Below are 26556 nucleotides of genomic sequence, written 5' to 3'. Positions count from 1 at the left end.
GCCTGCTTCGCTTGTGCAAGGCCGATGCCCCCAGTACCATTACCGCTCTCTTTTTCCGGCAGGAGCAGATACATGATTGCGGGCAGTATGGTGGCACTGGTCACTCCCATGGATGCACAAGGGCGTGTTGACTGGGGCAGCCTCGACAAACTTGTAGACTTCCACCTGGAAAACGGCACCCACGCCATCGTCGCCGTCGGCACCACCGGTGAGTCCGCCACGCTGGATGTCGAAGAGCACATCCTGGTCATCAAGCACGTGGTCGAGCGCGTCAAGCGCAGCAAAACCCCGATCCCGGTCATCGCCGGCACCGGTGCCAACTCCACTGCCGAAGCCGTGCACCTGACCCAGAACGCCAAGAATGCCGGCGCCGATGCCTGCCTGCTGGTCGTGCCGTACTACAACAAGCCGACCCAGGAAGGCCTGTACCAGCACTTCAAGCACGTTGCCGAATCGGTCGACATCCCGCAGATCCTGTACAACGTGCCAGGCCGCACCTCCTGCGACATGCAGGCCGAAACCGTAATCCGCCTCTCGACGGTGCCCAACATCATCGGCATCAAGGAAGCCACCGGTGACATGGCCCGCGCCAAGGCCATCATCGAGGGCGTTTCCAGCGACTTCATCGTGCTGTCCGGTGACGATCCAACCGCCGTCGAGCTGATCCTGATGGGCGGCAAGGGCAACATTTCGGTCACGGCCAACGTCGCCCCGCGGCAAATGGCCGACCTGTGCGAGGCCGCCCTTGAGGGCAATGCCGAGAAGGCCCGCGCAATCAACGACACGCTCATGCCCCTGCACAAAGACCTGTTCTGCGAGTCCAACCCGATCCCCGTCAAATGGGCGCTGGTCGAGATGGGCCTGATGAAAAAAGGCATTCGCCTGCCACTGACCTGGCTCAGCGAAGGCTGCCACGACAAAGTCCGTACTGCCCTGCGCCAGTCCGGCGTACTGGTTTAAGAGGAAGTACCCTGCATGAAGCGACTGGCTGGCCTTTCTGCCCTTGCCCTGATCATCTCCAGCACCAGTGGGTGCGGCTGGCTGTGGGGCGAGGATGGTTATTTCCGCGACCGCGGCAGCGATTACCTGCAGGCGCACTCGACCGCGCCCATGCAGCTGCCCTCGGACGTCAGCGGCGTCAAGCGCCTCGACCCCCTGCTGCCCATCCCGCGCAACGTTGCCGACGACAATGTCAGCGGTGAGTACGAAGTGCCGCGTCCGCAGCCGCTGACCGGCGGTGCGGGCCAGGCCAACGACTACAGCTTGCAGCGCAGCGGCAGCAGCCGTTGGGTGCTGGCCCAGCACGCCCCGGCCGAAGTCTGGCCGGTGGCGCGTCAGTTCTTCGAGGACAACGGCTTCCGTATTGCTCAAGAGCGCCCGCAAACGGGCGAATTCAGCACCACTTGGCAGCGTTTCGACGAACTCTCGGCCTCCCTTGGTCAGCGCCTGGCCAGCACGGCCAGCAGCAACGACAGCGAAGTGCGCGTGCGTGTGCGCATGGAGCCCGGCGTGCAGCGCAACACCTCCGAGGTGTACGTGGTCACCGTCGAGCGCCCGGCTGGTAGCAGCGCCGAACCCGACTTCCCGTCCAGCTCCACCAACACCGGCGCCGACGCCCTGCTGGTCGACGAGTTGCTCGCCAGCATGAACCGCAGCGCCGAGAAGGGCGGTTCGGTGTCGCTGCTGGCCGAACGTGATTTCGATGTACCCAACCGCGTCAGCCTGAGCGAAGACGGCAGCGGCAACCCGGTCCTGAACGTGGGCGCCGACCTGGATCGCGCCTGGTCCAGCGTGGGTCGTGCCCTGGAGCAGGGTGGCCAGTGGCGGGTAGAAGACATCAACCGCAGCCTGGGCCTGTACTACATCAACCTGTCCGAAAAACCCGAAGACAAGGAGAACAAGCCTGGCTTCTTCGGTCGAGTGTTCGGCAGCGAGCCCACCAAGGAAGAGCGCGAAGCCCGTGCCGAGCGCTATCAGGTACGCCTGAGCAAAGTGGGTGAGAACGTGCAGGTCACGGTCGAGAAGAACATCAACACCGTGGCTCCGGCCGATGTCGCTCGCCGTGTGCTGAGCGCCATTCAGGACCACCTGGGTTAAGTGCGCTTCGCCGTACTTGGAAGCGGTAGCCAGGGAAACGGCACGCTGATCGCCAGTGGTGATACCTACATCCTGGTCGATTGCGGCTTTTCCCTGCGCGAGACCGAGCGGCGCCTGGCGCTGCTCGGTGTGTCGGCCGCTCAGCTGAGCGCCGTGCTGGTCACCCACGAACATGCCGACCACGTGCATGGGGTTGGTCTGCTGTCGCGGCGCTACAATGTACCGGTCTACCTGAGCCAAGGCACCTTGCGCGGGCTGCGCAAGCCGGTGGAAGTGGCCGGTTTCCTGGCGTGCGGCCAGCGCCTGAGCGTCGGCAGCCTGGAGGTTACGGCATCGCGCGTTGAGCACGATGCCCACGAACCGTTGCAGTACGTGGTCAGCGACGGTACACGCCGTTTCGGCATGCTGACGGACCTGGGCTCGTACGACGCGCGGCTGCTGGACGGCTATCGCGACCTGGATGCGCTGTTGATCGAAGCCAACCATTGCCGCGACATGCTGGCGCGTGGTCACTACCCCTACTTTCTCAAGCAGCGGGTCGGCGGCATGCGCGGGCATTTGAACAACCACCAGGCCGCGAGCCTGGTACATGAGCTGGGCTGGAATACCCTGCAGCACCTGGTGCTGGCCCACCTCAGCAGCAAGAACAACCTGCCACACCTGGCCCGCCAGTGCTTCGTCGACACCCTTGGGTGCGACCCTGACTGGCTTGAGGTGGCAAATCAGGAACACGGGCTCGACTGGCGCGCCATCGCCTAGCCCACCCCCTCACGCAAGCGGAGCCCAATCATGGAAAAACGCGACGAACTCTACCGCGGCAAGGCCAAATCGGTTTACAAGACCGATGACGCCGACCGCTTGATCCTGCTGTTTCGCAACGACACGTCGGCCTTCGACGGCAAGCGCATCGAGCAGCTGGACCGCAAGGGCACGGTGAACAACAAGTTCAACGCCTTCATCATGCAGAAGCTCGAAGAAGCTGGCGTGCCGACCCAGTTCGACAAACTGCTGGGCGACAACGAATGCCTGGTCAAGAAGCTGGACATGATTCCGGTCGAATGCGTCGTGCGTAACTACGCAGCCGGCAGCCTGGTCAAGCGCCTGGGCGTGGAGGAGGGCATCAAGCTGGAGCCTTCCACCTTCGAGCTGTTCCTGAAGAACGACGAGAAGGGCGACCCCTTCATCAACGAATCCCACGTTGTCGCCTTCGGCTGGGGCACCGCCGAGCAACTGGTCGAAATGAAGAAGCTGTCGCTTAAGGTCAATGACGTGCTGACCAAGCTGTTCGACGACGCCGGCCTGCTGCTGGTCGACTTCAAGCTGGAGTTCGGTGTCTTCCACGGCCAGATCGTGCTGGGCGACGAGTTCAGCCCCGACGGCTGCCGCCTGTGGGACAAGGAAACCCGCAAGAAGATGGACAAGGACCGCTTCCGTCAGGGCCTGGGCGATGTGATCGAAGCCTACGAAGAAGTTGCCAAGCGCCTGGGCGTGCCGCTGTAAGGCGCACGCACACGCAAGCGCCTGATACCACGCGGTTTTTTTGAAAATAAAGGTTTGCGTTTTCAGAATTCACTGGTATGATGCGCGGCATTGGAGAGATGCCGGAGTGGTCGAACGGGACGGATTCGAAATCCGTTGTACTGGCAACAGTACCTAGGGTTCAAATCCCTATCTCTCCGCCATACATGAAAAAACCTCGTAAGTCGTTGATTTACGGGGTTTTTTTTCGTCTGTAATTTTTCGCGTTTGACCACTGGGTTTGCCCACTCTGCTTCGGGCTCGCTCCCTAGCGGTGCTGAAGCCTTTCCTAATGTTGTCGTCAGATCTAGCGAGTCATCATCGGTCAGGAAGCAGTGGCTCAGACCCAGCGTCGTGCTAGCGATTGAAGCGTAAGCGGCTTTCGTTCAAAATTCAGCATAATGCCAGCCGTGCACGTTTACCTACGTGAGTAATATGACAGACCAGAAATCACCTGCGGAAGTAGTAGTGCCCCTGGAGCAACCAGGAAGGGAGGCGAACCCGGTTACCGTTGCTCCAGCTGAGTCGTACCATGACGCTCTCAAGAAAGGTAATCGGTCAGTCATTACTGACTACTACGTCCACGAAGACGTTTCGAATGAGCGTACTGCTTTTGCTTTCAAGGTATACGCACGGCTAAATGCCAAGAAAATAAAGTTCACTAATATTTCATTTCAGCATAGTGTGTTCGATGGGTGCTATTTCAATAATTGCATCTTTGATTCGTGCGATTTCACTGGCTGTCGTTTCATTGGTTGTAACTTACATCAATCCTCATTTGTTGGTTGTAAGTTTGAGTATGCCGTGTTCGAGCGTTGCCAGATTGATGATGATATTCTGGAGCGTGAAGCTCCGCATGAAGAAAATCTAAAAATGCGTTTTGCCCGGTCTCTTCGTATGAATTTCCAGCAGATTGGGGACGCAAAAGCAGTTAATCGAGCAATTTCCCTAGAGCTGGAAGCAACCTCTAGTTATCTGAAAAAATCATGGTCGTCTAGTGAGTCTTACTATCGAACCAAATACAAGGGTTGGAAGAAAGTTCCGCAATTTTTCAAGTGGCTTGAATTTAAGGTGTTAGATGCCATTTGGGGTAATGGAGAAAATACCCTCAAGCTGTTGCGGGCGATAATCGCTGTTCATGTCGCTATTGCGGTCTACGATACTATCTCCTTCGGTAATCCGTGGGATATCAGAGACTACGTGACAAGCTTTATTGCGTCACCCGGAGTGTTCTTTGGTATCGTCAGTCCTCACGCCTATCCAGTCTGGTTCTCTTCCGGCGTTGCTGCTACACGCCTGTTAGGATTTGCCTTCCTTACGGCAATCCTTGTGAAACGATTTGGGCGGAGGTGATGATGCATATTTATGCATTTGGCTCGGTGTGCAGAGGCGAGATAGACAGAGGGTCTGATATCGATCTGCTCGCATGTGTTGATGGTTCTGCACCGCATATAGACACTGAAAAATATTCTGTATACCAGTATGATCGCCTGAAGGCTCTTTGGGAGGAGGGTAATCCCTTTGCATGGCATTTGCACTTAGAGTCGAAACTACTGTTTGCCTCAGATAGTGCTGATTACCTTCAGAGATTGGGAGTGCCAGCCGCTTACACTCAGGGCGATGAAGATTGTGAAAAGTTTCGGGTGCTGTTTGAGCGATCCTATGAGGCGCTCAGTCAATCTAGCAATAGCGCGACATTTCATTTGTCTTGCATTTTTCTAGCGGTGAGAAACTTCGCAACTTGTCACTCGCTTTCGCTGGGCAAGCCGATTTTCTCAAGACGGTCCCCATTGCTGGTCAGCCCAAGCTTAGACGTAGGTTTAGAGGCGTTCTCAATCCTGACTCGTGCACGCCTGTTGTCGACTCGGGGATATGGGGAGCCTATTATGCCTAATGAGGTGGAGATGGCGGTAAAGGCAGTTAGTATCGTGCCGCGATGGATGCAGGCCCTTCGGAGCCAAAAAATATCATGAGAGAGTTTAATAATCGGATCGATGCACAGCGGGAGATTTTGAATCTCGTCAATGAGAGAGGCTGGAGCGAAGAGTTGTTCGGCCTGTCTAGTGGTGCCATTGATCGTTGGGTGCGTGTTAATGGTATTGATCGCTCCTCTGATTTGAGTCGCTTGGTATATGAGTCGGCGTCTAAACTTTTCTTTTTGGCTAATAAAAGTCAAGAGCAAGTGACTGATGAGTATCGTCTTTTGTCTACTGAAGTGTACGAATTGACGCAAGATATCGCTCAAGTTTTGCATGGATAGCAACTGCTTCCAGCGATTCATCAATGACAAAAATGATAAGGCCGCCCAAAGGCGGCTATAAGCGTAAGTTCTGAATCGCTGATCCTATCGCGTCGGCGTTTGTGTCGAGTGTCGTTAGGGCAGCCATCACGTTGTCATGAATGTTGGCTGAGCCTCGCTGGCGAATCCATGTGCTGACTTCTTCAATCGCGGCCCGGATAGCTATTTGGTTCAGATGAAGCAATTCGATTGCATCGGCAGTGGTGCTGTCTTTATCCATCTTTAGTGCTCGGTGGGATGATCGGTGTAGGCGATGTTCCTTTTGCCATAAACCCAGTCTCCCCTCAATCACGAATTCGGTTTAAGGCTCAATAAAGTGAATCGGCTGGGTCAAATCCGACGGAGAAATTGAGCTGACCCGCTTAACTGTCCTGTGGCCTGAAGCGACCAGGGGTGCTCAATTTCCCAAAATCCCTGTGGTCATTCGACAGTTCAAACGACAACCCCCCACCAAGGCTCCAAATAGGGTCGTAGCTAGGCGTTTGATTGAAATTGGTAGTAGGGGTGCTTAAGGGCTCTACAATCGCTTATTCGGCTTTCATTGCTCTCTGAACAGTACTGAGGCTTACACCAAGCTGAGCCGCGACTTTTCGGAACGATGCCCCATCCTGGCTCATTGCATCCCGTATTGCTTGGTCATCAATTGTCTTTGCTCGACCTTTGTAGGCACCTTTTTCTTTGGCCTTGGCGATGCCTTCCCGCTGACGTTCCTTGATCATCGAACGTTCAAACTCAGCAAAGCTGCCCATCATCGACAGCATCAGTTTTTGCATCGCGTTGTCTTCACCAGTGAACTCAAGCTTCTCTTTGTGGAAGCTGATGTGCACACCACGCTTGGTGAGGTCATCCACTAGCTTGAGCAGGTCGGCTAGCGAACGAGCGAGGCGGTCAATGGAGTGAACAACAATCGTGTCACCTTCACGGACGTATTCAAGCATCGCCTGTAGTTGGGGGCGGTCAGTTGTTGCACCGCTAACCCTGTCAGTGAAAACCTTGTCCATGGTGACGCCATCAAGCTGACGCTCTGTGTTCTGGTCCAGCGAGCTAACCCGAATGTACCCGACCTTTGCCATTTACTTATCATCCATATTCATTTGACTCTAGATTTTGAGAGTATGGGTGTATTCAATGCTCAAGGCAAGTCTAATGAATACAGAAAAGGCAGGGTAAGTGTATTCCGTTGGTTGTGGTCGCAAGGGTGTACCCTAAAGATACAGGCTGACGCTCTTCATCATGGTTGGGCTTGGCGGGGGTGAGGTGTGCTGATAGCTTTATGCCTTCACTCAGGATAGGGAGGATCCATGCGAACACTGATTACTGCTACGGTGATTGCACTGTTGTACGGTTGTGCTACGCCACCAACAATTGAAGAAGCTGTGCCTGCACCAAGCGATAGGTTGCTCAGGTATCAAGCGGAAGATAAGGGCAAAGATGCCACTGTGACCGTTATCAGGGAGGGTGATGTGAATGGTGCGGGATGCCTGTTCGCGATCTTCGTTGACGGTGAGATGGTTGCTCGGATGGCTGGAGATGAGAAAGCTCGGTTCTATCTAAAACCAGGAAGAAAGCTCATCGGTGTTGGCATGGATCCTCAAGCAACCGGCAGGTGTGGAGGAAATAGTCGATTCAGAAGAGAGGTTGCGACTTGGCTTGAAGCAGGTGAGCACCAAACCTTCAGGATCGCTTTCCAGCCGATGTTGGACATTCGACCGTCCTCCTACTGACTTGGAAATACACCCTTGCTTTCGCCTCATTCTGAGAAGTCCATAGCTCTGATTTGAGGCGATTTGCGTGCAGGCTATGAGGTCTGCCTTAGGGTGGACTTAAAGCGCCTCAGAAAGCATTGTAGGGCCTTCTGGGTGGTGATATGGGGAGCATTATCCGAGATCTGTTCAGGATTAACTGAAACATCCGTTTCGACTTGAAGGTATTGGCGAGATTTCGAAGGGTGAGTTTAGACCAGATCGAATTGAGCCCAAGTAGAATCAGGGGTGTATCGATTTGTCTGTATGGTCATCAATGTAAATGCTGGAATGAACATCCTGTTTACGTTCTGTTTTTTCCTGATTACATGAGTATTACTGAAGGCTAGCCTTCAAGATTGCTGGCACTGATTGGTGTTTAGATTAGGAGTTGCGAATATAAACTACGTGTCAGCAGAGTGAGCGAACGGAGGGAGCGAATGCTTTTAAAATAGATGAGGATAACTCATAATTCTCTTGATCTTCTTTTCAGTCGTTACGACTGTAAGTATTATTGTCTTACATGCTGTAGCATGTCGTATAGCCTATTTTTTTATTTATTTTTATTGATTATCTATCTCTTACTACTATCTGGTACACCAGATAAGAATTATATCTTTATATACACATATACACCTCGCTTCGCTCGGCGGATAAGATTTATTATACATCATGAGATCCTGATTTGTCAACAGTTGTTGGCATCTTATTTGCATTACGGCTTGAGCCCGACAACGGAGGAGTTGGTTCACGTAAAGCTCCAGAGAGGCTGGTGGTGGAGCGTAAGACTCGCAGAGGTGGGGTAGGGTCAGTTTGCTGAGATCGCTTGTCTAAAGCGCCTTTGAGAAGCTTTTAGAGCCATCTCACGAGAGGTGCGTAGAATGGAACTCTTGCGGGCACAAAAAAGCCCACACAACTCACGTCATGTGGGCAATCAATAGGAAGCGTTTTTCATATCTGAGTTCACTGCCGTGTTAGGTTCGATGGTCTTGCAAGCGAGTACGGAATTGTATTGTTTTCAGAGCATTTCTGAAACTAGGACTGACTCTTACCAGCTCGGAAGCATCAGGCAGCATATTATGCGGTTCGTGCCTTGCTAGCAATTGTCGGCATTTACTCAAGATTACATTGCACACATTCATGATGATGAAGTCTGATTTTAAACGCCTTCTCAGGCTCTCAACGTCTTTTGTCTGATAAGCTCCGGCGATGAGGTTGTGTTGCTGATGAATAACAATCACGTTCGACATGGTTATTCCAACTCTAGGTTGAATTCAGCTGCTTTAACCTCTGGGAAACCGTCAGGAATCTTCAGTTGACCGAAACATTCATCAGCTTCGCGTTCTGCATCAGCAATACGCTTGGCTTCTTCACGTTCTCGCTTTTGACGCTCTTTAGCTTCTGCGGTCTCCAGCAACTGTTTTGCAAGTTTCGCTTTGTAGCTGTCCAGCTGGGTTTGTAGGAAAGCAACGTACTCCGCTTTTACCACTGCTTTCAACTGTTCTTTTTCTTCAATCTGAACTGCCTCAGGCTTAACCAATGGTACGCTGTGTGTCAGCTGTGCGTGGGATATTGACCAAAGTCGATCAATAGTGAAACCCTCGCTCACTTTCTGTGCTACCAACTTCAACCATTCATGTTCAAGTGGGTGACTGATCAGTTCTGTGCATTCGCGTGTGTTGCTGTAGGCATGAAATCGAACCTGTAGCCGGCGATTGAATTCTGCATCATCCCAGGAAGGTGGTGCACCATGAATGGTAGTAGTCGATAGTTTGCTCATTTGTCTTGGTCCTTTTTCGATTTGATTAATCTGATACACAGTGTCAGTACATTGGTGCGATAGGTCTCTAACTGAGTGTCGGTGTTTTCAACTTCTACACTGCTGGCGTTTTTTGGAACTGGAATTTCCGTAGGGTTAGAGGTAGCAGGCTTACCTTGATCATTTGCTCTGCGTTGAGCAGCTTGATTAATCGAATTAAGCAGCTTTTTGACATTCATGAAATCACCCGCTTGTTAATGTGAATGCCGTTGCGGGTCGCAATCTGGTCAATCATGTCAATTGCTCGCCTGTACTCTTGTTTGTCACCTGTGGCAGCAGCAGCTTGTTTGAGAAGCGTATAGTGTTCAATTTGCTTTCGAGCCAAGTGTTGTTCGATGTCGTACGTTGTCATGTGAGTCCTCTAGATTAATTTAACCGCTATTGCGGTTGGGTGGTGATAGCTAATGGAGGGAAGAAAGCTTCAACAATGATTCTTGATGAGTTTGTGCAGGAATGCGTCAACGCCTACTCCAGCTTTCAGTGCCTTAACCGCTAAGTTGGTGTAGATATCAAGCGAGCACTGAAAGCGCACTAAGACACGCTGTGAAAGGTTTCGACGATACAAGGCAGATCGACAGTTTGTATTGCAAGTGCGGGCATCTGCCCTACGATGGTTGATTGGTGAGTTGCAAACAATGCAAAAGCGCTTTTGGTTTTCCATAGGGTAATCCTCCCGATGTGTTAGTGGGATGCAACAGATGTTTGAATAGGCAAAAAGAAGCCCGTACTATCAACCAGTGAGAAGAAGCACCGGGACAATACGGGGTAATACCGCACGTATGCAAAGGGGAATAACGTGCGGTGAGGAGAACGAACCCGGAACTCGAACGGGTTCAAAGCTCAACATGCAAGGAGGGGCATGTTCGGCTTGATAGCCTGAGCTTGAAATGGTGGGGGTGTTGATTTAATCAACTTACAACAATAATAACATTGAGATTTGATTCCTGTCAATAATGTGATTGCTGTTTTCACGGTTTTGTGAAATTAAATGATAATTTTGAAAGTGCATCCAGTTTTTGCACAGGGCTAGCACCTTGGTCGTATACATCGAATGTAACTAGACCGGTTTCGTGACCAACAATGTTCGCAACTGTTGGGCCGACAACTCCAGCGCGTAGCAGTAATGTTACTACCATTGCACGTACACTGTGGAAAACGTGTTGTTTGCCAAAACCTTCTGCCGATTTGACCCTGCCGAATGCTTTGCTCAGAGAGTCTGATCTGATCCCATATTTATTGCCGCTTGAGGAGGGTAGAAGGTAACCATCAATGCTATCGGCCATAAGTCGTTTAACGGTGGTATGGATAGCGGGGTGTACTGGAATCTCTCGAATTCCAGCAGCGGTTTTACTGTCCTCAATTTTGAAGCTGAGAATGCCCTCGACCTTTACAACTGACTCCTTGCGAAGTTGTGCAAGTTCTTCAATGCGGCAACCAGTGTGAGCGCCGAGCACGATGAGGTCACACAGGGCATGATTGCCATGTCCATGAGCGGCTTTGTATAGGCTTTCAATCTGTTCTGGAGTGAATGCTTTTCGTGCTGCCTCCACCTTCGCTTTACCGCGAACCTTCGGAAGAGCTTGTTCCTTGAATGGATTGTCTTGATCTTCTTGTATTTTTTTCCATTGGACGTCATTTTTCATGGCCCACTGCCAGAAAGTTGATCCTGCGAGCAAATATTGGGCTTTGGTTTTACTCGTTACGCTCAGCGTTTCCAACCATGCGGCGACCGTTTCGTTGGTCAATCGAACCCCATGGTCACGCAGGTAGTCTGATAGCTTCTTGAGCTTGCTTTCCTGTTGATCAATTGTTTTCTCTGCAATACCTTCCTTGATGCGGTGAGCACGAAAGATTTCCAACCGTCGATCCGTAATTGGCGATACCGGCTTGTAGGTTGCCGGTGATTTAATAATCTCACGAGCCTCACTAACATCAGTTGGAGAAAGGTTATGTTTGCGTTCGGCGAGTTGAGCCATCATTTCTTGAACAAGTGTTCCGGAACGCAGCACGGAATCAACCATTGTTGTTTGTTCTGATCCGGCAAATTGGAATTCAGCTTTTATTCGCTCTATCAGCCCAGTGGCGCCTTGTGCTTCTAACTGCTGAGCTTGATGCAAGAACTCTTGTATTTCCTGATCCAGCTTATCTGAGCGAGCGTAAATCTCAGTGGCTGTACCGCCTAAGCCTTTAGCTGGGTTCTTGGCAGCGTCCAGCAAATGAGCATCAATCTGTAGGCATAGCTTCACTGCCTTCTCTGCCAGTTCGGGGCGCCACTGTTCGCGTGCAGCGAGCTTTTGCTCACGTGCTGCTGCAATGTCAGCTTTCCACTGTGCCAGGATCGGTAGTCGCCTGTTCATGGCTTCTGACTTGTTACTGGTGCCGGTTGTCTTGATCAGCTTGGTACGACCACCGAAGGCGTGCCGAACATCCGCAGGGACTGCCATGCGAACGTACCACGTGCTTTCGCCGGGCTTCTGAATGAGGTGTGTGGCCATGCTGATCAGTCTCCATTTTGACCACTCAATTTGACCACTCATGCCGCTGAAAGCCAAGAGATACCGTGCTTCAAGGGCTGTAGAGTTGAAATCTTAGAGTCCCTATCTCTCCGCCATACACGTAAAGCCCCGCAGATTTAGGTCTGCGGGGCTTTTTCGTATGTGTGCTTTGACGCTGATGGGTGCGCTATAGGGGCAGCCGTCCCGCCGATGTCCTTGTGTTATCCAACTCAGGCAATTCTTGCCGATGCTGTGCAAGCTCAATGCGAGCAAGGTCTCTGTCCTTCCTGAGGCGCTCCATTCGAAGGCTGAAACCGCGCATATTAAGTCTGTGCTTGTTGCTGATATCGTATCCCTGTGCCCGCGTCATGTCCGAGAAGTAAGACCTCTGTACAGAACGCCGAGCCTTGATGACTATGGAATAATCCCGCGTCAACATACCGATTGCCTCCGGTATGAACCTCCTGTCGTCAAGCCTATGCAAGTAAGCGTGTTTGGCGTTGACAACCGACTCATACCTGACAAGCGGTGCTATTTCGGCGTATTGCGTAGCGTCAATATCTATTGACCGGGTGGCTTTGAATTTGGCTTTGAAGGCGGATGACAGTTTGGCCACTTTGGTATTTTTGAGCGCTCTCAATCGTTGTGTGCTGACGGGGTTCTGGTGAGGGATCAGTTTAGCCCGCTTGTACACGAGCGCATTTCTCCAGCTACGCCCTGATCCATCCAGGCGATTCACTGGGTCGCCGCCGCAGTAACAGTAGGCATTGTTACCGCCGTTCGCGAATGGACTTTCGTTGTCAGCCGATACAAAGCGCATCAAGGTCGGGCTGTAGAGTCGGTAACCGTTTCCGAGTATGCAATTACGTGAAGGGGCGTCTATCAGGTAGTCACAGAAGCCCGACGACACGGAGCTTGTGTATTCAGCAAATCCGTAGCACGTATAAAAATGCCACGCGGCATGTTTAGGCATATCCACCTCCAGCTCAAAACGCCTTGATATCGCACGGTATCGAATGCTTCTACTGCCATTATTGTTAGGTGTACAAGTGGCAGTACCATCGATGTGCTGGTTTGCCCGCCCTCCTGTGCATGTGTTTGGCTGAAGAATGGTCGTGGGACAGGTCGTAAAAGCGCTGCATACAGTTTTCTATCCTTCACGACTCAATGACCGCAATCTGCTCCGGCACGACCGCTTGGGCAGGAAGCAGTGTGTTTGTGAACGGTCTAAAAGAAAAGGGGTTAATCTGGGTTAAAAGGCGATTGAAGTATCGATCCATGGCAATCCCATGCCGCTCAGCCATCCGCAACATTTTGTCTTGATCTGCCATTCACCACCTGCGCTACAATGCCGCCTCTGTTCGCCTCTCATGCCTGGACAACACGCCGTAATGACTACGTGCGCCGGGCGATGAGTGCTTTCTGACATGGATTCGTTGGATGCTTTGCGCTTCGCTACACATACCCCTCACTGTTCGCTCACCCGTGGCGTCGCCTTCTGCGGCTTCCACTGGCTCCCCCCTGCAAGCCCATCACACCCACGCCCACGCTGCTGCCCGAAAGGCTGCGGTTTACGGCTGTGCGTCCACTGGAAAATGGAGTGATCCACGTGCATAAGAAATTCATCGCCTCCCTCTTGGCCGTCGCCATCGCCTCGACCACCGCCTGCGCCCAGCTTGGCATCAGCAAAGAACAAGCCGGCACCGTGATCGGCGGCCTGGCGGGCGTTGCCATCGGTTCGACCATGGGCAGCGGCAACGGCAAGCTGGCGGCCGCTTTGATCGCAGGCGGCATCGGTGCCTACGTGGGCAACCGCATCGGCAACATGCTCGATGAAAAAGACCAGCAGGCCTTGGCCATGCGCACTCAGGAAGTGCTGAGCCAGCAACAGGCCACGGCCAATGCACAGCCGGTGACCTGGAAGTCCGACCACTCCGGCGCCAGCGCGCAGATCGTGACAGGCAAGGAGTACACCAAGACCAAGCAGGTCGAGGTCAAGCGCGCGCCGAAGATCCAGGCCGTTCCGTCGATGAAGCTGATCAACGAACCCTACGTGACCACCAGCGACAACCTCAATGTGCGCGCGGCGCCCAACGCCAAGGGCGAGAAAGTCGGCAGCCTGAAGAACCACACCGAATTCACGGCCGTCGGTTCAACCGGCGACTGGGTGCTGGTAGGGCGCAAAGGCGTGACCGTCGGTTACGTGCACAAGGACTACGTCGAGCCCAAGGCCCAGGCCGTGGCCAAGCGCGTTACCCCGGCGGTGAACCTGGATGAGCTGGACGTGGCGGCCAGTAGCGAAACCCAAGGCTTCGACCTGGATACGCTGCAAAGCCTGCCTACCCAGACCGTCGCTGCCGAGGCGGCTTGCCGCCCCGTGACGGTCAGCCTGAAGTCCAAGGAAGGCAAGACCGAACAGGAACAGAACACCTTCTGCAAACAGGCCAATGGCACCTGGGAACTGATTTGAGAACTTCCATGAAAAAGCACGCCCTTGCGCTCGCCGTGATCGGTGCTTGCGGTTTGGTACCGCAGGCTTTCGCCCACGAGCTGGCGTTTTCCAAGAAGGACAATATCAAGGTCGAAGTGCCCGGTGAGGCCGCGACCTGGTGCAAGCCCGAGGTCGAGCTGACCATCACCCGGCCTGCCTGGGACAACCCGGACATGCTCTCGGGCCTGCTGAACAAGTTGCCGTTCGTGTTCGCCAAGGACTGCTCCACGGCCAAGGTCAGCTGGAAGGCGGTCGATGGCAAGGGCGCGCTGTATGCCAGCGGCGCTGGCAATGCCAGCAACCTGGGCTTGATGAACCTGGCTGCTGCACCTGCCGCCTCCACGGCCCCAGCCCCTCAGCAGACTGAAACACCAGCGCCATCTTCTGCGCCAGCACCAGCCGAGGCACCTGCCCCTGCCGCTACGCCTGCGCCTGTCGAGGCGCCAGCACCAGCCGTGGCGGCTGCCCCTACGCCGGCCGCCAAGCCAGAACCGGCCGCTGTTCCCACCCCAGCGCCCGCACCTGAACCGGCGCCAGCGCCTGCCGTCGCGCCCAAGGCAGCCGGCGCCGCTGTGGCGGCAGCCCCCACCTCGGACTATGGCCGCTCAGTGGTGCTGAAAAACAGCAAGCTGATGCAGATCACCGACGCTGCCGGCTGCAAGTGGGTGCTCAATAGCACCATCATCAGTGAAGGCGACACCCTCACGTTCGGCACCACGCCAGCCATGCCCTGTCCGGCTTCCGGCTTTGGTGCGGGCAATTTCGAGAAGATCAGCTGGAAAGCCGAAGGCACCTACCGCGGCAACGACTGGAATCGCATCTACGTCCACCCCAGCGCCTTGATGTTCAGCAAGCGTTACGAGGCGGCGGTCAAGGACAAGTCGGTCAGCTACCTCACGGCCGAAGCGGACCAGGTGGCGTTGCTGGTGGGTGAAATTCCCGATCGGAACATGAAGGTGTACCTGGCGTTCGCCCGTCCTACCTACGGCGCTGTAGGGCCGTTCCTCGCCGACCCGTACTACGTCGGCGTAACCCCGGACGACGCCTTCGCCCTGGACCCGGCGAAATACAAGGAAACTGCGCTGCAGGCCTTCGACCTGATCAAGAACGCATCGCCGAGCACCACCGATGTGGCCGACCTGCTCATCGTCAAGGACCTGTCGGCCATTTCCAATAGAATCTGGGGCAACGACGACCAGAAGATCGTGCGCAACCGCATCGGCATGGGCCGCCAGGGCCTGTACTTCGATGTGCGCAACGGCACCAACTGGGCGCAGCAGCGCGAGAAGCAGCGCGTGCGTGAAGCCCGCAATCGTCAGCAGCAGTTGGCCTGGGAGCACACCCGTGTGCTTGAGCGCTACCAGCAGTTGCAGGAGCGCATGGGTGAATTCAAGGGGCGTGAAACCGAGGCACTGGCGCAGATGGCCGGCATCAAGGTGCGTTTCCCTTCGCCGCTGCAGCAGCAGGACCCTACGTCGTCGCAGAACGTGACGCCGATGATGGTGCATGTCACCGGCAAGAAGGGCGAGTTCTACACCGTCGACTACCCAGGCGAAGGGCGTCTGCTTGCCGAGCAGCAATACCCCGAAGGCTGGTACGTGGCCCAGGTTGCCAACGCCACCCCTTACTACCCGCTCGAAGACGGTCGCGCCATTCCTACCTACCGCGCCTACAGTGTGGGCGAGCCGAAGGCCTGCGAGCAGGAGCGCTGCGCCGATCGCGTGTCTTATGGCGCCGTGCTGGCCAAGGAATTCCCCAATGCAGGCATCGACTCCAACTGGACGCCCGAAGTCTCCCAACAGTTTGTGAACGACTGGAAAAACGCGTCGGCACAGGTCCAGTAAGGCATAACCCATGATCAAGCAGATGAACGCAAAGCAGAAGTTGATTGGCGGTGTGGCGGTCGTGGCGGTAGCGCTCGGCGTCACCTATGCCGTGGTGTCGAGCAGTGGCAAGAAGCAAGCCATGGCGTACTACGAAGACTTCAAAGAACGCTACTTCCTTGAAGACGTGCTGTCCGAAGGCGACATTTCGTACTCGGCGCTCTCCGGTAACCTGACAGTGGCCGACCCAGAGGTCCGTGTGGCCGCCGTGCAGACCAACGGCGCGCAACAGTTCATGCGCAGCATGGCCGGCGTGATGGCCTCGATGCGCGGCATGGACATGCACGAAGGCTTGGGCAACTGGGCCGAGTACCAGATGAACGCACTTGAATCACGCTACGTGACCGGCGTTTTCCTGAAGGCCGATGCGTTGAAACTGTCGCACAGCGGTGACAGCAAGGATGGCGAGATCCATGTCCAGTTGCTGGGCATGCAGATGGCCGACCCGTATATCGCGGCCCAGGGCCAGGACATCGTCCGTGTCGCCGATGTGAGCGACGAAATCCAACCGACCGCCGAGCTGACGGCCAACGGCCGCGCGAGCCAGGCGAAGATGCCTTGGGGGGTGAACCTGGCGGCGCGCCAGCCTGTCACAGGCGCTTTCCTGGTCAACAGCACAGGGCAATTCGGGACCAGGATCGACCTGGACCTCACGTTGCAGCGCTCCAGCGATGGCGAGGGCGTGATGACGTTCGTGGTCACTCACCGCAACGACGGTTCGAAGGTGGGCGAAATCGTGCGCAAGGCTACCTTGCACTCGATGCCCGAACTCGATGATGTGCAGGCCCAGTTCAAGGCAGCCCTGGGCGGTCAGATCGTCGCCGCCTTCAGCCCGCCTTCTGGCCTGGCCATGTTCAGCGAGGCAGTGTCGGAACTGGCGCGCAAGGCCAAGGTGGAGCGCTATGAGCTCAGCTACAGCGGCTTCAAGCCCGTGCGTACGGCCTTCGAAGCCTTCCAGCACACCACGCCCAACGCCAAGTTTGCCGACTTCTGCCAAGCGGTAGGGTTTTCTAGCTGGAGCAGCGACTTTGGCACCAAGGCCAAGCAGCACAGCGATTCGGAATGCGCCATTGCGCAGAAGCTGGCGGCTGGGGACGACTTCGAGGAAACCTACACCTTCAAGGAAGGCAAGAGCCTTTACGCCGCGTTGTTCGTGAGCAAGGCGTATGAGCTGGAGACGAACTAGGAGGTTGTTGGGGCGGGCCGTGTGCTAACCGCCTGCATGCCCGGGCCGCGTTGCGGCCCATCGCGGCCGGTCCGGTGCCCCGGCAAGGCCGTTCCCACACGGACTGTGTGACGCCTGAGTTAGCGGCCTTGCCGTTACGCCCCCCCCCTGGGCGTCACCCACCTACCACACCCGCTCATCCCCCACATCTTCAAGCACCTGCCCCAAATCCAACTCAACGGACAGTGCAATCAAACTGGCATGTCCATCCTCGCCCTCAGGCCAAACCGTCACCTGGGTGTCCGCTGCCAGCACAAGCTGATCGCCGCTTTTCATCAGCTGCTGCGTGCCATCGGCCTTGATAACCCTCAAGCCACCGGCGGTGGCGAACAGAAGCAGGTCGTTGACCGGGTTCAGCCGGGCTGCAGCACGCAAGTGGCGGTACTCCACGATCCAGCCCTCGGCCAGGAACGTCTTGCTCAGCTGGTAGTTCAGCGAGCATTTGAGCGACAGGTCATCCAGTGCCGCGATTACCTGGTCCTGTGGCAAGCCCTTGGGCATGAGGCGGGCAAACTCGCTCAGATTTGCCAGTGTCACGTGTTTACGGGCAGGGCTCATGCCAGTGTCCTTGTAGATTCGATGCCGTTACGCACAGGTGCAATTGAGATCGACGTCACGCCACAAGCGTGATGGCGACGTGCGCGGCAATGCCTGCCGCCACGCTGAAAATCAAACTCCGGGTGAAGTAGGCCACGATCACCACCGGCACGGCGGCCAGCATGTCGGCGTTCATGGCCATCAGCGAGCCGTCCTTGGCCATCAGCAGCGCGGGCACGGTGATGCTGGCGATGATCGCCACGGGCAGGTACTCGATGACGTCGTTGAACACCTTGGGCGTGCCCTGCATTCGGAACAGCAGGGGCGTGGCCCGGGTGAAGTAGGTGATGGCCATCATCAAGGCCACCGCGCCGATCAGGTATTTTTCTTCAGGCATAGGCCTACTCCGCAGCCCACGGCCGTAGCCACGAACACATTTAAAGGGGAGGGGTACAGCGCGTTGAGCAGGCAGGTCGCGGCAATCACCACCAGGGCGACGATCAGCTTGGGCCGGCTGTTGCACAGCGACACCAGCACGAAGATCATCATGGCGCTCAGCGCGTAGTCCAGCTTGAATGCAGAGAAGCGACTCAGCGCATCGGAGGCCACGGCGCCGAGCAGGGCGCCGGCAATCCAGCTGGCATGGCACCAGGTGTTGAACTGCAGCAGGTAGCCAGGCGGGGTGTACTTGCCGGCTTGCAGGCGTTGGCTGTGCAAGGCGAACGATTCGTCGGTCAGGCCAAAGGCATACATCAGCTTTTGCGACCTGGAGATACCCAGCCCATCGCTCTGCTTGGCCATGTACATGGCCATGAGCATGTGCCGCGAATTGATCAGCAGCGTTGACAACGCGATGGTCAGCAACGGCGCACCCGAGGTGATCAGCGCCAGCGCCGCGAACTGCGCGGCGCCTGCGTAGACGAACACGCACATCGCCACCGGGAGCCACAAGGGCAGCCCGGCGTTGATGCACATCACGCCAAACACGAAGCTCACGACGAAGTAGCCGGTGATCACCGGCAAGGCATCGACGAAGCTTTCCCTGCGCGAGACCGGGTGCAAGGCGAGGTCGGTCATAGATCGACCTCGCAGGTGATCTCGCCGCGCGTCTGGCTGAAGCCCTGTCGGTTCCAGAACCGCACCGCCGACGCATTGTCCTGGTCGATGAACAGGAACACCCGGCGGATGCCATGCTGACGGAAGTCGTTGAGGATCGAGTTGGTCAGGGACGTGCCGATGCGGCTGTGGCGATAGTCCGGCGACACTGCCAGGTGGTTGATGGTACCGCGTGTACCCATCGTCCCCCCGGCCACGGCACCGATGATCGCCCCGCTGTGGTTTTCCGCCAGGTAGCAGAACGTGTTGTCATGGCTCAACAAGCCCTTGAGCAGGTCCTCGCTCTGCCAGTCACAAAACGCAATCTCGTCGAACCGCTTGAGGAAATTGACCAGGCGCGTGGCATGAAACGGCGTGGCCTTCTTGATGGTCAGGCCGTTCATGCGGTCGGGCACGGCAACGCTGCGCGTTGCCTGCTCAAGGCTATTTGACAATGTCATGTTCGGTCCCCGGCCGGGAGAAGGAGATGGCGATGATCTGCCGATAGCCCATTTCCGATTCGCTGGGGTTGGTGGCCGGGGTAACGTAGTGCTGCAGCTCGCGGTCGAGGAAATACGTGGTGTCGAGAATTTCCTGGTAGGTGCCGGAGTCGATCACGTTCGACTGTTTGTCATAGACCTTGCTGGTGGCGCCTTCGATGTTATGGCGGCCCCAGAAGTGCACGCCGCTGAAAGGGTAGCCATCGCAATGGATGCCTTCTGGCGTGATTTCGATCTGCTCGCCGGGTTTGACCTCGATGCGGATCTGGTGAACCTGGCACTGCCAAGGCACGTTGTGCAGCTCTTCGGGCAGCACGGCCTTGTACACATCGAAGTCCAGCTTGATCAGGGCGCGCAGCACCGGTGAGTTGAAGACATCGCTGGACACATCGTCAAAGTGGCGCCGCATGCCACCCACATACTGGTTATGGGCCTCGGACTGTTCATAGGCACGGTGTTCGAGCTGCTGCAGCTCGCCGGTCGCCGGGTTGAAGTCGAAATCGCTGTAGCGGCGGTAGCGGGTACCCTTGTCGGCCTGGCCGTAGTACTTGTCCACGCCCATGGTTTCCCAGCTCTTGGAGAACGCCACGAAATGGCCAAAACCGCCATTCAATGCGAAGTCCTTGCCCAGCACGTTGACCGTCTTGTTCAGGCGCAGTGCGTCATCAATATTCCGTTTGAGTGTAAGCATTGGCATCTCTTCCCGTTGAAATCTGGGCGCCAATCTAGCAGGCGAAATGATGGCAGAAACTTCACTTTTTTTTGAGGTGCCTCAACCGCCGCTTGTTGCCAGCCGACGTACCGAGCAGACAGCGGCGGCGGTTGTGCGTTATCCTTCCAGGCCTTGTTGCATGCGGGCTTGAGCACGTCTTGGGAGGGGTGTCGAATGGATATCAAGGTGCTGCGAAACATCGCCAACGTCGCGAGAACGGGGTCGATCACCGATGCCGCCGAGCAGGTCCACGTGACGGTGCAGGCGCTGGCGGCGCAGTTGAAAAAACTGGAGGATCACTGCGGCTTCAAGCTCTTTGACCGCACCAACAAAGGCGTGTCGCTGACGCAGGAAGGGGTCGGGATCCTGCCCCATGTGCTGGAGATCGTGCGCTGCTCCGAACGCATGCAACTGAAGATCAAGCAACTGCGCGAACGCCAAAGCCAGCCATTGCGGGTCGCCCTGAACAGCACCCTGTCGATGGAGATCAACCAGCAGATCATGGCGGGTGTGGCCAGTAACCTGTCCGGGTGCAGCCCCATCTTCAGCTGTTCCGAATCCCCCGACAACCTCACCAAGCTGGCCAAGGGCGAAGCCGACATGGTGGTGATCCTGGGCGACAGCATGCCCGAGGGGTTCTATTCGGTTTCGCTCAAGGGCCTGCGCATCGAGGTAGTGGCCTGCTCGGTCAGTGGCGACACCGCCCCGTCGGTGGTCATCAAGCCGTTGCCCGAATGCCCGTACGCCTCCATCTTCTCGCGCTTCGCCAACCACCAGGGCGGCGGGCTCGAGGCAGCGACCGTGTTCCATTCCGGCAGCGAGATCGTCAGCGTGTCGATGATCAAGAGCTTCGGCGGCATGGGCGTGCTGTCGCGGGCTGTGGCCGAGGCGAACGACTTGCACGTCTGGGAGGGGTATTCTGAATACCTCGATGTGTACCTGGTGATGAAGGAGCCCTGGATCGTGGAGGAGGAGTTTCCTCAGTTCTACCCCAAGACGGCGCCGATGCACGCCTTCGAGTCGATCAATGCCTGAAGGGCCGTCAGCCTGAGACAACCTGTCGTCTTGCGCTTGGCCGCCCAATTTGTTTGTGCTGGCATTTCGGTTACAATCGGAAAAACGATTCAGTGATGTAGGTCAATGCGACAAAAGCCTGATTCGTTTTCCGGTTCTCTGGCTGCTGAACAATGATCAATAACAAGCCTGCGCTGAAGAACACGCGTTACCTGGGTCAGCCACAGGCCCACCTCCGTTCTCCTGACTGGAATTGATCAATGTTCAAGAAAGCTGGCAAGACCTTGCTGGGTCTGGCTGTCGCTGCAACTGTCATGCACGCACACGCCGCAGAAACCAAGAAAGTCGACGTACTGTTGGTCGGCGGCGGCATCATGAGCTCCACCCTGGCCGTCTGGCTGCACGAGCTGGAGCCGAGCTGGTCGATGGAGATGGTCGAGCGCCTGGACGGCGTGGCCGAAGAAAGCTCCAACGGCTGGAACAATGCCGGTACCGGTCACTCCGCGCTGGCTGAGCTGAACTACACCCCCGAAGACAAAGACGGCAACATCAACATCTCCAAGGCCATCGAGATCAACGAAGCCTTCCAGATTTCCCGTCAGTTCTGGTCCTGGCAGGTACGCCAGGGCGTGTTGAAGAACCCGCGCGCGTTCATCAACACCACGCCGCACATGAGCTTCGTGTGGGGCGACGACAACATCAAGTTCCTGAAGAAGCGCTATGAAGCGCTGCAGGCAAGCCCGCTGTTCCGCCCGATGCAGTACTCCGAAGATCACGCGCAGATCGCCAAGTGGGTCCCGCTGATGATGGAAGGCCGTGATCCGGCCCAGAAGCTGGCCGTCACCTGGACGCCAATCGGCACCGACGTGAACTTCGGCGAAATTACCCGCCAGTTCGTCGGTCACCTGCAGACCCAGCAAGGCTTCGACCTGAAGCTGTCCAGCGAAGTGCAGGACATCAGCCGCAACAAGGACGGCTCCTGGCACGTCGAGTACAAGAACCTGAAGGACGGTAGCAAGTCGGCTACCGATGCCAAGTTCCTGTTCATCGGGGCCGGTGGCGGCGCGTTGAAGCTGCTGCAGAAGTCCGGTATTCCGGAAGCCAAGGAATATGCAGGCTTCCCGGTGGGCGGCTCGTTCCTGGTGACCGAAAACCCAACCGTTGCCATGCAGCACATGGCCAAGGCCTACGGCATTGCTTCCACCGGTGCGCCGCCCATGTCGGTACCCCACCTGGACACCCGCGTGCTCGACGGCAAGCGTGTGATTCTGTTTGGCCCGTTCGCGACCTTCTCGACCAAGTTCCTGAAGAATGGCTCGTACCTGGACCTGCTCAGCAGCACCACCACCCACAACCTGTGGCCAATGACCCGCGTGGGCATCGACCAGTACCCGCTGGTGGAATACCTCGCAGGCCAGCTGATGCTGTCTGACGACGACCGTTTCGACGCGCTGCGCACCTACTTCCCGAATGCCAAGAAGGAAGACTGGAAACTGTGGCAGGCCGGTCAGCGCGTGCAGATCATCAAGCGTGACGAAGAGAAGGGCGGCGTGCTGAAGCTGGGCACCGAAGTGGTGGCCTCTCAGGACCGCACCATTGCAGGTCTGTTGGGCGCCTCGCCAGGTGCATCGACTGCTGCGCCGATCATGCTGAACGTGCTGGAAACCGTGTTCAAGGAGAAGGTCGCTACTCCAGAGTGGCAGGCCAAGATCAAGGAAATCGTCCCAAGCTACGGCACCAAGCTGAACGACTCGGCCGCTGCTACTCAGAAAGAGTGGAACTACACCGCCGAAGTGCTGCAGTTGGCCAAGCCGCCGGTCATCGACGAAAGCGTCGGTACCAGCGCAGTCGCGCCAAGTCAGCCGGTTGAAAGCAAGCCCGAGAACGACATGGCCCTGTAATTCACGGCCCTGATGTAATCGAAAAGCCACGGGGGTCACCCCGTGGCTTTTTTTTTGCGCGGTTTACGGCAGGCAGGGCGCAGGCGAGGTCGCGCCTTCGCAGGCATTCGGCAGCCTTGAGGGTGCAGGAGGCGATCGCTTAAGAGAATCCGGGCAAGCGCAGGTCGCTCAGACTTGGCGCAAAATGCAGTCCAGCAACCCCGGAAAACGCTCCCCGAGCATGTCGCTGCGCAGCGAGTTCATGTGCGTGGTGCCCACATTGCGAGTGTGTACCAGCCCTGCGTCCCTCAACACACGAAAATGGTGGGACATGCTCGACTTGGGCCTCCCTCCGTCCAGCTCGCCGCAACTGGCCTCGGTCACCCCAGCAAGATGGCGGACGATGCCCAGGCGCACCGGGTCGCTCAAGGCGTACAGCACGCGTTCGAGAATAAGGTCATCAGGAGTGGGATGTTTGTAGGCTCGCATGGTCTGCATGATACCGGGGCTTTTCATTATTGCCATAGTTCGATTATGATCGAACTACAGTATTCAATGATCCTGGAGTGTTCCATGGCAGCCCTGTTCGAACCCTATACCCTTAAAGACGTCACCCTGCGTAACCGCATCGCCATCCCGCCGATGTGCCAATACCGCGCTGAAGACGGCATGATCAACGACTGGCACCACGTGCACCTGGCTGGCATGGCCCGAGGTGGCGCCGGTCTGTTGGTGGTCGAGGCCACGGCGGTATCGCCCGAAGGCCGCATCACCCCAGGCTGCGCCGGTATCTGGAGCGATGCCCATGCCCAGGCGTTCGTGCCCGTGGTGCAGGCGATCAAGGCGGCCGGCTCCGTGCCCGGCATCCAGATCGCCCACGCCGGTCGCAAAGCCAGCGCCAACCGCCCATGGGAAGGCGATGATCACATCGCGGTCGATGATTCACGTGGCTGGGAAACCATCGCCCCGTCGGCCATCGCCTTCGGTGCCAACCTGCCCAAGGTGCCGCGCGCCATGACCCTGGACGACATCGCCCGGGTCAAGCAGGACTTCGTCGATGCAGCGCGCCGTGCACGCGACGCCGGCTTTGAGTGGATCGAGCTGCACTTTGCCCACGGTTACCTGGGCCAGAGCTTCTTCTCCGAGCACTCCAACCAGCGCACCGATGCCTACGGTGGCAGCTTCGAGAACCGCAGCCGGTTCCTGCTCGAAACCCTGGCAGCGGTACGCGAAGTGTGGCCTGAGCACCTGCCGCTGACAGCTCGCTTCGGGGTGCTGGAATACGATGGGCGTGACGAGCAAACCCTGGAGGAGTCCATCGAGCTGGCGCGCCGCTTCAAGGCCGGCGGCCTGGACCTGCTGAGCGTAAGCGTGGGCTTCACCATTCCCGATACCAACATTCCATGGGGCCCTGCCTTCATGGGCCCGATTGCCGAGCGCGTGCGCCGCGAAGCCGGTATCCCCGTCACCTCGGCATGGGGCTTTGGCAAACCGGAGTTGGCCGAGGCGGCCGTACGCGCCGAGCAACTGGACCTGGTCTCGGTCGGTCGTGCTCATCTGGCTGACCCGCACTGGGCGTATTTCGCGGCCAAGGAGCTGGGCGTGGAAAAGGCTGCCTGGACCTTGCCAGCGCCCTATGCACATTGGCTTGAGCGGTATCGCTAACGGTCGCCGTCAGGGCGTTTTAAGTACCAACTGCGCCTCGGCGAAGCACTGCTCGGCAATTGCCGAGCGGGGCTCGCTGCGGCGCAGTAGCAGGCCTACCGGGCTGTGGATGGCGGCATCGGTGACCGGCACGATGCGCAGGTGCTCGCTGAGGCTTTCCAGGCCGCAGCCCAGCGGCATGATGGCGCAGCACAGGCCAGTGGCGATGGCCTGGATCAGCTGAAAGCTGGAGTCGCTTTCCAATACAGCATTCGGTTCCAGGCCGCGGCTACGGAAGCTCAAGTCCAGCGACTGCCGGTAATGCATCCCCTTGCTCAACAGGCCCAGTGGCGTATCGCCCAGCTGGTCCCAGCGCAGGCTTTGGGCGTCGAACTGAAAATGCCGGGTATCGTGCAGCAGGCCCATGGTCGTGGTACCGAGCTCGATGACGTCGAAAAACTGCGTGTTGACCTGGTCCAGATAGCAGATGCCCAAGTCCAGTTGGTTACGGCTCAGGCCGTCGATCACCTGTTCGGAGCTGAGCGAGCTGAGCTCGAAGTGCAGGCCCGGGTACTTGGCCCGCAACGGCAGCAGCAGTTGCATCGGGTTGAAACTGGCCAGCGGCACCGTGCCCAGGCGCAGGCTCCCCACCACTTGGCCGCGGCAATGGGCCGCCTCGGCGTGCAAGCCGTCATGGGCGGCCAGCAGGGTCCGTGCCCAGGCCAGGATGCGTTCGCCGGCCTCGGTGAACCCTTCGAACCGCTGACCGCGCTTGACGAGCACCAGGTCCAGTTCGTCTTCCAGGTTGCGCAGGCGCATGGACAACGTGGGCTGGGTGATGTGGCACAACGCAGCCGCCTGGCCAAAATGGCGAGTCTGGTCGAGGGCGATGAGAAACTTCAGTTGCTTGATATCCATGCCTGCGCCTGCTAAAGGGTTGCGCCGACAGTAACGTACCGTGGCGATAGATGCCATTGATCGAGCCGTTTGCGCTATCGATTGGACGCTGGCAGCGCATGTTACTAGCGTGACCGCCACCTCATTGGAAGGAGCTGTGCTGTGCGTGTTCAACCTGATGCGGTGTTCGTGCCGCTCAACATCGCTGTCTTGACCGTCAGCGATACCCGCACTGTCGAGAGCGATACCTCAGGTGCGCTGCTGGCGGACCGCTCGGTGGACATGGGTCACCACCTGATTGCACGGGTTCTGCTCAAGGATGATCTTTATAAAATCCGCGCTCAGGTGGCGACCTGGATTGCCGACGAGCAGGTGCAGGTGGTGTTGATCACAGGTGGCACAGGCTTTACCGGTAGGGACAACACCCCGGAAGCGGTCGAATGCCTGCTGGAACGGCGCGTGGACGGGTTCGGCGAGCTGCTGCACGCCCTGTCCATTCTGGATGTCGGCTCCTCGGCCGTGCAGCGCCGCGCCTTGGCAGGGCTGAGCAATCATACGCTGGTCTGTTGCCTGCCAGGTTCTACCGGGGCCTGTCGTACTGCCTGGGAAGGCATCCTTGCCGAACAGCTCGACGCCCGGCACCGGCCTTGCAATTTCGTCAAGCATTTGCGGCTTTAGCAGGAGCAGGTGCCTACCAAAGATCCCTGG

General features: G+C 57.0%; 30 protein-coding genes and 1 tRNA gene. 16 read left to right on the top strand and 15 right to left on the bottom strand.

Translation table 11 applies throughout. The features are described from left to right. Positions 1 to 72 precede the first annotated feature (72 nt). The 8 genes from dapA (at position 73) to FH041_RS11630 (ending at position 5875) form a co-directional block, all read left to right on the top strand. Complete coding sequence (gene dapA, locus FH041_RS11665) at positions 73 to 960, top strand: 4-hydroxy-tetrahydrodipicolinate synthase (protein ID WP_027914233.1); 888 nt, start codon at positions 73 to 75, stop codon at positions 958 to 960. 15 nt (positions 961 to 975) lie between these two features. Next, positions 976 to 2097, top strand: coding sequence for an outer membrane protein assembly factor BamC (gene bamC / locus FH041_RS11660; RefSeq protein WP_027914234.1), 1122 nt, complete (start codon positions 976 to 978; stop codon positions 2095 to 2097). Then, positions 2098 to 2856 (top strand): MBL fold metallo-hydrolase, encoded by a 759-nt coding sequence (locus FH041_RS11655; RefSeq protein WP_027914235.1) that lies wholly within the window; start codon positions 2098 to 2100, stop codon positions 2854 to 2856. 30 nt (positions 2857 to 2886) lie between these two features. Continuing rightward, entirely contained in the window at positions 2887 to 3597 is a 711-nt protein-coding gene (gene purC / locus FH041_RS11650) for a phosphoribosylaminoimidazolesuccinocarboxamide synthase (protein WP_023536328.1), read from the top strand. A 92-nt stretch (positions 3598 to 3689) separates the two neighbouring features. Then, a tRNA-Ser gene (locus tag FH041_RS11645) sits at positions 3690 to 3779 on the top strand. Between the two features lie 271 nt (positions 3780 to 4050). Continuing rightward, positions 4051 to 4968, top strand: coding sequence for a pentapeptide repeat-containing protein (locus FH041_RS11640; protein ID WP_140174646.1), 918 nt, complete (start codon positions 4051 to 4053; stop codon positions 4966 to 4968). Between the two features lie 2 nt (positions 4969 to 4970). Beyond that, the gene (locus FH041_RS11635; protein WP_168199541.1) at positions 4971 to 5588 is read left to right on the top strand and encodes a nucleotidyltransferase domain-containing protein; all 618 of its coding nucleotides are present in this window, start codon (positions 4971 to 4973) and stop codon (positions 5586 to 5588) included. Beyond that, the gene (locus tag FH041_RS11630; protein ID WP_168199540.1) at positions 5585 to 5875 is read left to right on the top strand and encodes a hypothetical protein; all 291 of its coding nucleotides are present in this window, start codon (positions 5585 to 5587) and stop codon (positions 5873 to 5875) included. Before FH041_RS11635 ends, FH041_RS11630 begins: the two co-directional genes overlap by 4 nt. 55 nt (positions 5876 to 5930) lie before the next feature. Here the strand turns inward: FH041_RS11630 and FH041_RS11625 are convergent, their stop codons facing one another. Beyond that, positions 5931 to 6134 carry a hypothetical protein gene (locus FH041_RS11625; RefSeq protein WP_140174642.1) on the bottom strand — a complete coding sequence of 68 codons (204 nt, stop codon included), beginning with the start codon at positions 6132 to 6134 and terminating at the stop codon, positions 5931 to 5933. Positions 6135 to 6441: 307 nt separating this feature from the next. Next, a complete protein-coding gene (locus tag FH041_RS11620; RefSeq protein WP_140174640.1) occupies positions 6442 to 6987 on the bottom strand; it encodes a recombinase family protein in 546 nt (181 codons plus the stop codon). Between the two features lie 228 nt (positions 6988 to 7215). Here FH041_RS11620 and FH041_RS11615 point away from each other — a divergent pair, with 228 nt between their 5' ends. Next, positions 7216 to 7638, top strand: a complete 423-nt coding sequence (locus FH041_RS11615) for a hypothetical protein (RefSeq protein ID WP_140174638.1) — start codon at positions 7216 to 7218, stop codon at positions 7636 to 7638. A 1270-nt stretch (positions 7639 to 8908) separates the two neighbouring features. Here FH041_RS11615 and FH041_RS11610 read toward each other — a convergent pair. The 6 genes from FH041_RS11610 to FH041_RS22790 form a co-directional block, all read right to left on the bottom strand. After that, on the bottom strand, positions 8909 to 9436 hold the full coding sequence (locus FH041_RS11610) for a hypothetical protein (RefSeq protein ID WP_140174636.1): 528 nt from the start codon (positions 9434 to 9436) through the stop codon (positions 8909 to 8911). Then, positions 9433 to 9654, bottom strand: a complete 222-nt coding sequence (locus FH041_RS11605) for a hypothetical protein (RefSeq protein ID WP_140174634.1) — start codon at positions 9652 to 9654, stop codon at positions 9433 to 9435. The genes FH041_RS11610 and FH041_RS11605 overlap by 4 nt, the downstream gene beginning before the upstream one ends. Next, complete coding sequence (locus FH041_RS22795; RefSeq protein WP_168199539.1) at positions 9651 to 9827, bottom strand: hypothetical protein; 177 nt, start codon at positions 9825 to 9827, stop codon at positions 9651 to 9653. The genes FH041_RS11605 and FH041_RS22795 overlap by 4 nt, the downstream gene beginning before the upstream one ends. A gap of 616 nt (positions 9828 to 10443) precedes the next feature. Continuing rightward, the gene (locus tag FH041_RS11600; protein ID WP_168199538.1) at positions 10444 to 11970 is read right to left on the bottom strand and encodes a DUF6538 domain-containing protein; all 1527 of its coding nucleotides are present in this window, start codon (positions 11968 to 11970) and stop codon (positions 10444 to 10446) included. Positions 11971 to 12157: 187 nt separating this feature from the next. Further along, the gene (locus tag FH041_RS11595; protein ID WP_088523122.1) at positions 12158 to 12943 is read right to left on the bottom strand and encodes an RHS repeat-associated core domain-containing protein; all 786 of its coding nucleotides are present in this window, start codon (positions 12941 to 12943) and stop codon (positions 12158 to 12160) included. Between the two features lie 184 nt (positions 12944 to 13127). Then, a complete protein-coding gene (locus tag FH041_RS22790) occupies positions 13128 to 13301 on the bottom strand; it encodes a hypothetical protein (RefSeq protein WP_166741481.1) in 174 nt (57 codons plus the stop codon). 278 nt (positions 13302 to 13579) lie between these two features. On the opposite strand from FH041_RS22790, the gene FH041_RS11585 reads away from it, so the two are divergent. The 3 genes from FH041_RS11585 to FH041_RS11575 are packed head-to-tail and all read left to right on the top strand — an operon-like array spanning position 13580 to position 17530. After that, entirely contained in the window at positions 13580 to 14440 is an 861-nt protein-coding gene (locus FH041_RS11585) for an SH3 domain-containing protein (protein ID WP_111475408.1), read from the top strand. A gap of 8 nt (positions 14441 to 14448) precedes the next feature. Then, positions 14449 to 16305: a hypothetical protein gene (locus FH041_RS11580; RefSeq protein WP_140174630.1), complete on the top strand. Its 1857-nt coding sequence runs from the start codon at positions 14449 to 14451 to the stop codon at positions 16303 to 16305. A gap of 10 nt (positions 16306 to 16315) precedes the next feature. After that, positions 16316 to 17530 carry a hypothetical protein gene (locus tag FH041_RS11575; protein WP_027914241.1) on the top strand — a complete coding sequence of 405 codons (1215 nt, stop codon included), beginning with the start codon at positions 16316 to 16318 and terminating at the stop codon, positions 17528 to 17530. 162 nt (positions 17531 to 17692) lie between these two features. Here the strand turns inward: FH041_RS11575 and FH041_RS11570 are convergent, their stop codons facing one another. From FH041_RS11570 to FH041_RS11550, 5 genes are read right to left on the bottom strand one after another with little or no spacing between them, the layout of a single operon-like run. Next, a complete protein-coding gene (locus FH041_RS11570; protein WP_050587304.1) occupies positions 17693 to 18127 on the bottom strand; it encodes a hypothetical protein in 435 nt (144 codons plus the stop codon). A 55-nt stretch (positions 18128 to 18182) separates the two neighbouring features. Then, entirely contained in the window at positions 18183 to 18503 is a 321-nt protein-coding gene (locus tag FH041_RS11565; RefSeq protein WP_028687398.1) for an AzlD domain-containing protein, read from the bottom strand. Beyond that, complete coding sequence (locus FH041_RS11560; RefSeq protein WP_140174628.1) at positions 18482 to 19183, bottom strand: AzlC family ABC transporter permease; 702 nt, start codon at positions 19181 to 19183, stop codon at positions 18482 to 18484. The genes FH041_RS11565 and FH041_RS11560 overlap by 22 nt, the downstream gene beginning before the upstream one ends. Next, positions 19180 to 19662: an N-acetyltransferase gene (locus tag FH041_RS11555; RefSeq protein WP_028687400.1), complete on the bottom strand. Its 483-nt coding sequence runs from the start codon at positions 19660 to 19662 to the stop codon at positions 19180 to 19182. The genes FH041_RS11560 and FH041_RS11555 overlap by 4 nt, the downstream gene beginning before the upstream one ends. After that, a complete protein-coding gene (locus tag FH041_RS11550) occupies positions 19646 to 20392 on the bottom strand; it encodes a 2OG-Fe dioxygenase family protein (RefSeq protein ID WP_027914245.1) in 747 nt (248 codons plus the stop codon). Before FH041_RS11550 ends, FH041_RS11555 begins: the two co-directional genes overlap by 17 nt. A 195-nt stretch (positions 20393 to 20587) precedes the next feature. Between FH041_RS11550 and FH041_RS11545 the strand changes: the two genes are divergently transcribed. Together FH041_RS11545 and mqo are read left to right on the top strand one after the other, a co-directional pair. Continuing rightward, entirely contained in the window at positions 20588 to 21448 is an 861-nt protein-coding gene (locus tag FH041_RS11545) for a LysR family transcriptional regulator (RefSeq protein ID WP_042139635.1), read from the top strand. A 239-nt stretch (positions 21449 to 21687) separates the two neighbouring features. Next, the gene (mqo, locus tag FH041_RS11540; RefSeq protein ID WP_027914246.1) at positions 21688 to 23328 is read left to right on the top strand and encodes a malate dehydrogenase (quinone); all 1641 of its coding nucleotides are present in this window, start codon (positions 21688 to 21690) and stop codon (positions 23326 to 23328) included. Between the two features lie 168 nt (positions 23329 to 23496). Here the strand turns inward: mqo and FH041_RS11535 are convergent, their stop codons facing one another. Beyond that, positions 23497 to 23832, bottom strand: a complete 336-nt coding sequence (locus FH041_RS11535; protein WP_049696427.1) for a helix-turn-helix transcriptional regulator — start codon at positions 23830 to 23832, stop codon at positions 23497 to 23499. A 48-nt stretch (positions 23833 to 23880) separates the two neighbouring features. Here FH041_RS11535 and xenA point away from each other — a divergent pair, with 48 nt between their 5' ends. Then, on the top strand, positions 23881 to 24972 hold the full coding sequence (xenA, locus tag FH041_RS11530; RefSeq protein ID WP_140174626.1) for a xenobiotic reductase XenA: 1092 nt from the start codon (positions 23881 to 23883) through the stop codon (positions 24970 to 24972). Between the two features lie 9 nt (positions 24973 to 24981). On the opposite strand, the gene FH041_RS11525 is transcribed toward xenA, so the two are convergent. Further along, positions 24982 to 25869 (bottom strand): LysR family transcriptional regulator, encoded by an 888-nt coding sequence (locus FH041_RS11525; protein WP_140174624.1) that lies wholly within the window; start codon positions 25867 to 25869, stop codon positions 24982 to 24984. A gap of 141 nt (positions 25870 to 26010) precedes the next feature. Between FH041_RS11525 and moaB the strand changes: the two genes are divergently transcribed. Beyond that, the gene (gene moaB, locus FH041_RS11520) at positions 26011 to 26526 is read left to right on the top strand and encodes a molybdenum cofactor biosynthesis protein B (RefSeq protein ID WP_059183246.1); all 516 of its coding nucleotides are present in this window, start codon (positions 26011 to 26013) and stop codon (positions 26524 to 26526) included. Positions 26527 to 26556: the final 30 nt, after the last annotated feature.

It is taken from the genome of Pseudomonas sp. SWI7, from assembly GCF_006351945.1.
Classification (GTDB): domain Bacteria; phylum Pseudomonadota; class Gammaproteobacteria; order Pseudomonadales; family Pseudomonadaceae; genus Aquipseudomonas; species Aquipseudomonas fulva.
The sequence above is the reverse complement of the archived record's forward strand: the minus strand, read 5'-3'. Positions and strand labels throughout refer to the sequence as shown.

Coding starts and splice junctions, on each gene's coding strand:
- FH041_RS11615 (WP_140174638.1), top strand. CDS start 7,216: ATGCGAACACTGATTACTGCTACGGTGATTGCACTGTTGTACGGTTGT.
- FH041_RS11595 (WP_088523122.1), bottom strand. CDS start 12,943: ATGCCTAAACATGCCGCGTGGCATTTTTATACGTGCTACGGATTTGCT.
- FH041_RS11525 (WP_140174624.1), bottom strand. CDS start 25,869: ATGGATATCAAGCAACTGAAGTTTCTCATCGCCCTCGACCAGACTCGC.
- FH041_RS11605 (WP_140174634.1), bottom strand. CDS start 9,654: ATGAATGTCAAAAAGCTGCTTAATTCGATTAATCAAGCTGCTCAACGC.
- FH041_RS11580 (WP_140174630.1), top strand. CDS start 14,449: ATGAAAAAGCACGCCCTTGCGCTCGCCGTGATCGGTGCTTGCGGTTTG.
- FH041_RS11565 (WP_028687398.1), bottom strand. CDS start 18,503: ATGCCTGAAGAAAAATACCTGATCGGCGCGGTGGCCTTGATGATGGCC.
- FH041_RS11635 (WP_168199541.1), top strand. CDS start 4,971: ATGCATATTTATGCATTTGGCTCGGTGTGCAGAGGCGAGATAGACAGA.
- bamC (WP_027914234.1), top strand. CDS start 976: ATGAAGCGACTGGCTGGCCTTTCTGCCCTTGCCCTGATCATCTCCAGC.
- dapA (WP_027914233.1), top strand. CDS start 73: ATGATTGCGGGCAGTATGGTGGCACTGGTCACTCCCATGGATGCACAA.
- FH041_RS11620 (WP_140174640.1), bottom strand. CDS start 6,987: ATGGCAAAGGTCGGGTACATTCGGGTTAGCTCGCTGGACCAGAACACA.
- FH041_RS11600 (WP_168199538.1), bottom strand. CDS start 11,970: ATGGCCACACACCTCATTCAGAAGCCCGGCGAAAGCACGTGGTACGTT.
- FH041_RS11535 (WP_049696427.1), bottom strand. CDS start 23,832: ATGGCAATAATGAAAAGCCCCGGTATCATGCAGACCATGCGAGCCTAC.
- FH041_RS22790 (WP_166741481.1), bottom strand. CDS start 13,301: ATGGCAGATCAAGACAAAATGTTGCGGATGGCTGAGCGGCATGGGATT.
- FH041_RS11555 (WP_028687400.1), bottom strand. CDS start 19,662: ATGACATTGTCAAATAGCCTTGAGCAGGCAACGCGCAGCGTTGCCGTG.
- FH041_RS22795 (WP_168199539.1), bottom strand. CDS start 9,827: ATGACAACGTACGACATCGAACAACACTTGGCTCGAAAGCAAATTGAA.
- FH041_RS11575 (WP_027914241.1), top strand. CDS start 16,316: ATGATCAAGCAGATGAACGCAAAGCAGAAGTTGATTGGCGGTGTGGCG.
- FH041_RS11610 (WP_140174636.1), bottom strand. CDS start 9,436: ATGAGCAAACTATCGACTACTACCATTCATGGTGCACCACCTTCCTGG.
- FH041_RS11570 (WP_050587304.1), bottom strand. CDS start 18,127: ATGAGCCCTGCCCGTAAACACGTGACACTGGCAAATCTGAGCGAGTTT.
- purC (WP_023536328.1), top strand. CDS start 2,887: ATGGAAAAACGCGACGAACTCTACCGCGGCAAGGCCAAATCGGTTTAC.
- FH041_RS11625 (WP_140174642.1), bottom strand. CDS start 6,134: ATGGATAAAGACAGCACCACTGCCGATGCAATCGAATTGCTTCATCTG.
- FH041_RS11640 (WP_140174646.1), top strand. CDS start 4,051: ATGACAGACCAGAAATCACCTGCGGAAGTAGTAGTGCCCCTGGAGCAA.
- FH041_RS11545 (WP_042139635.1), top strand. CDS start 20,588: ATGGATATCAAGGTGCTGCGAAACATCGCCAACGTCGCGAGAACGGGG.
- FH041_RS11560 (WP_140174628.1), bottom strand. CDS start 19,183: ATGACCGACCTCGCCTTGCACCCGGTCTCGCGCAGGGAAAGCTTCGTC.
- xenA (WP_140174626.1), top strand. CDS start 23,881: ATGGCAGCCCTGTTCGAACCCTATACCCTTAAAGACGTCACCCTGCGT.
- FH041_RS11630 (WP_168199540.1), top strand. CDS start 5,585: ATGAGAGAGTTTAATAATCGGATCGATGCACAGCGGGAGATTTTGAAT.
- mqo (WP_027914246.1), top strand. CDS start 21,688: ATGTTCAAGAAAGCTGGCAAGACCTTGCTGGGTCTGGCTGTCGCTGCA.
- FH041_RS11550 (WP_027914245.1), bottom strand. CDS start 20,392: ATGCTTACACTCAAACGGAATATTGATGACGCACTGCGCCTGAACAAG.